Origin of the sequence: Victivallis sp. (assembly GCF_048170485.1) — a bacterium.
Classification (GTDB): domain Bacteria; phylum Verrucomicrobiota; class Lentisphaeria; order Victivallales; family Victivallaceae; genus Victivallis.
Genome location: NZ_DBEXAY010000317.1, coordinates 1 through 3,456, shown reverse-complemented (window position 1 = coordinate 3,456; position 3,456 = coordinate 1). Strand labels below are relative to the sequence as shown.

At 60.9% G+C, this 3,456-nt stretch carries 3 protein-coding genes; 1 reads left to right on the top strand and 2 read right to left on the bottom strand.

What is annotated here, in order from left to right; translation table 11 throughout:
- Nucleotides 1-49: 49 nt before the first annotated feature.
- Nucleotides 50-325, bottom strand: a complete 276-nt coding sequence (locus ACMLHG_RS16290) for an Lrp/AsnC family transcriptional regulator (protein ID WP_295812002.1) — start codon at nt 323-325, stop codon at nt 50-52.
- A gap of 261 nt (nt 326-586) precedes the next feature.
- Between ACMLHG_RS16290 and ACMLHG_RS16285 the strand changes: the two genes are divergently transcribed.
- Nucleotides 587-1,765, top strand: coding sequence for an alkaline phosphatase (locus tag ACMLHG_RS16285; RefSeq protein ID WP_295812007.1), 1,179 nt, complete (start codon nt 587-589; stop codon nt 1,763-1,765).
- Nucleotides 1,766-1,822: 57 nt separating this feature from the next.
- Here ACMLHG_RS16285 and hcp read toward each other — a convergent pair whose 3' ends face one another.
- Nucleotides 1,823-3,391 carry a hydroxylamine reductase gene (hcp, locus tag ACMLHG_RS16280; RefSeq protein WP_294437549.1) on the bottom strand — a complete coding sequence of 523 codons (1,569 nt, stop codon included), beginning with the start codon at nt 3,389-3,391 and terminating at the stop codon, nt 1,823-1,825.
- Between the last annotated feature and the right edge of the window lie 65 nt (nt 3,392-3,456).

Below are 3,456 nucleotides of genomic sequence, written 5' to 3'. Positions count from 1 at the left end.
AAGCGGCCGGTTTTTTGCCGGCCGCCGGTGGAATATCGTAATCCGGTTCTCAATTGCCGAGGAAAATCTTTTCAAGATCCAGCTTGGAGTAGGAGTTCAGCGTCACCAGCGTCTTGGTGTGGATAATACCGTTGATGTCATGCGTCATGCGGGTGGCGATGATATCGGCCAGTTCCGCGTTGCTCTGGACCCGGATCATGACCACAAGATCGTATTCGCCGGCTACGGCGTACACTTCGGAGACACCGTCGATCTTCATCAGATCTTCGATGACGGTGCGGATCATGGCGCGTTCCACATTGACCAACACGATTCCAGTAACCATTTGCAGGGTCCTCCTTGCTTGTTGATGATCTTCGCCGGAACCGGGCTCCCCCGGCTCCCTGCATGTTTCACTATAGCCAGCATCTGCCGGAAGTCAACCGCTTTTGGGGAATATTTTGAAAAAATTCTGCATTTGAGGTATAAAATATCCGATTTGGGTTGACTTTTTACCGAAAACAAATGAAAATCCCGATGGAGACAGTTGCAAACGACGGGAAGCCGGATATATTGATCCCGGACCCAAATTCAGGAGTATTTCAGAATGCAACGGATGAGTCGTTTCCTTTTCGTCGTCACGGTGACGTTTTTCGCCGTCTTCGTCGTTTCGTATGCTGCGGCTGCGACGCCGCAGACGCTCCGGCAGGATCACCCCGCCGCTCCGCCGGTCGATGCGGCGAAACTTGCCGGAATTCCCCGCGGAGGATTCCCCCGCAACATCATTCTCATCATCGGCGACGGCATGGGGCAGGGAGCGATCAACTTCGCCTCGCTCCACGCACACGGAGCGCCCGGGCGCCTCTCGTTCGAACAGTTCCCGGTCCGGGGGCTGGCGCGTACCGCGTCGGCCGACAGCCGGGTGACCGATTCCGCCGCCTCCGGCACCGCGCTCGCCTGCGGCAGAAAGACCAACAACGGCATGATCGGCATGACACCTGACCGAAAAAAATGCCGGAGCGTGGCCGAACTCGCGCGGGCGACCGGGCGCGCCGTCGGCGTCATGACTTCCGATCAACTGACCGGTGCGACGCCGGCGGCGTTTCTGGCGCATGTGCCGAGCCGGAAGATGGCGCAGGAGATTGCCGCCGACATGGCTTCGAGCGGCGTGCAGGCGCTGATCGGCGCCGGTGCCCGCCCCTTCCTGCCGGAAAAATCCGGCGGCGTCCGGAAGGATGGCCGCGATCTGATTGCGGAACTTCATGCCGCCGGGTATGTGCAGGCGGTCACGCCGGCGGCGCTCCGGCAACTTCCGGCCGATCGGCCGGTGTTCGGATTTGTGGAGGATTGGAGCAATCCGGAACTGCTGGCCGGATTCGCCACGGTCCTCTGCGACCGGCTGGGACGCGATCCGGAAGGCTTCTTTCTGATGGTGGAGGGGTGCGACCCCGACCGGGGAGGGCATTCCAACGATCCCGACCGCAGTGCGCACGGGGTGCTGTCGGTCGATTTTCTGGCGCGGGCGGCGCTCGATTATGCACTCGCTCATCCGGATACGCTGGTGGTGGTCACCGCCGACCATGAGACCGGCGGCATCTCGGCTGCGCCGAACCGGGAAAATCCCCGTCGTCCTTTCATCGCCTATTCCGCCAAGGGGCATACCGGCAACGCGGTCGACATCTTTGCTTTCGGCCCGGGCGCGGACCGCTTTCGCGGCGTGTTGGAAAATACCGACATCCCGAAGATCTTTGCTGAGCTCTTCCGGTTCCGCCTCGATCAACCCTGAGAGGAGCCGGTAAAAAAAATGGGGCGGCACTTGCCGCCCTCATTTTTTTTGATGAAATCAGCGGCCGGCCATCATCGCTTCGATGTCGCCCGCCGGTTCGGTGATCGGTTTGATGCCGAAGTTTTTCACCAGCACCTCCGCCACTCCCGGGGAGAGGAACGCCGGCAGCGTCGGTCCAAGCCGGATATCCCGGAAGCCGAGCGCCAGCAGCGCCAGCAACACGGCGACCGCCTTCTGCTCATACCAGGCAAGGTCGAAGGAGAGCGGCAGTTTGTTGAGATCGTCCAGACCGAACGCATCGCGAAGTTTCATCGCGATCAACGCGAGTGAATAGGAGTCGTTGCACTGACCGGCATCCAGCACCCGCGGAATGCCGCCGATGTCGCCGAGCGGCAGTTTGTTGTAACGGTATTTCGCACAGCCGGCGGTCAGAATGACGGTGTCCGCGGGCAGGGATTCGGCAACTTCCGTGAAGTACTTCCGCGCGGACTGCCGCCCGTCACAGCCGGCCATCACCACGAAACGCCGGATGGCACCGGACTTGACCGCTTCCACCACTTTATCCGCCAGCAGGCCGACCTGATGGTGCGCGAATCCTCCGACGATTTCAAGGTTGTCGAGCTCCTCCGGCGGCGGACACTTTTTGGCAAGCTCGATCAGCGGCGAGAAATCTTTCCTGCCTCCCGCTGGACGGTCGGCGATGTGCGGCACTCCGGGATATCCCGCCATGCCGGTGGTGAAAATGCGGTCGCGATACTCCGGCTTGACCGGCGTGATGCAGTTCGTCGTCATCAGAATCGGGCCGTGGAAGGGGCCGAACTCCCGGTCCTGCCGGTACCAGGCGCCGCCGTAGTTGCCGACCAGATGGCGGAATTTCTTCAACTCCGGATAGTAGTGGGCGGGGAGCATCTCCGAATGGGTGTAGATGTCGATGCCGAGTCCCTCGGTGTCTTCCAGAAGTTCACGCAGATCGCGCAGGTCGTGGCCGGAGACGAGAATTCCGGGATTTTTGCCGACGCCGGTTTTCACCCGGGTGATTTCCGGATGACCGTAGGCACCGGTGTTGGCTCGGTCGAGCAGTTCCATGGCTCCGACCGCGGTCCGTCCGCATTCGAGCACCATGGCGGTCAGCTCTTCCACCGAATGGGGGCGGACCGTGGCAACCAGCGCCCGGCAGACGAAGGCGTAGATGGAACTGTCTTCACAGCCGAGCATCGCCGCATGGTCGGCGTAGGCGCTCAGCCCCTTGAGACCGTAGAGAATCAGCTCCTTGAGGGAGCGCTTGTCCGGATCGGTCTCGCTGAGCACGCCGACCGGGGGAAGCAGACTTTCCGGATCCAGCCGCCGGGCACGGCTTTCGGCGCGGCGGATGAGTTCATCGATCCGGGCCGGATCGAAATTGGCGTTGGTAATGGTTGCAAACAACGCCTGAATCATGAAAAGACCCAGTTCATGGTCGGGCGCGGTATGCTGTTCGTCAAGGATCAGGGCGATCCGCTTGAGTTCCGCGATCAGCCGATCCATCTTGTTGGCGGTTTCGGCGGTTTTCCCGCAGACGCCGCGCACGGTACAGCCGGTGTTTCCGCAGGCTTCCTGGCACTGGAAACAGAACATTTCTTCGCTCATGGTATTCTCCTCTCTGGTTGAAGCAGGAATGCAGTCCCTGCCTGCTATACCATGGAGCAGAGTGA

Excerpts from the sequence above, each read along its gene's own strand:
- ACMLHG_RS16290 (WP_295812002.1), bottom strand. The coding sequence starts at position 325 with ATGGTTACTGGAATCGTGTTGGTCAATGTGGAACGCGCCATGATCCGC.
- ACMLHG_RS16285 (WP_295812007.1), top strand. The coding sequence starts at position 587 with ATGCAACGGATGAGTCGTTTCCTTTTCGTCGTCACGGTGACGTTTTTC.
- hcp (WP_294437549.1), bottom strand. The coding sequence starts at position 3,391 with ATGAGCGAAGAAATGTTCTGTTTCCAGTGCCAGGAAGCCTGCGGAAAC.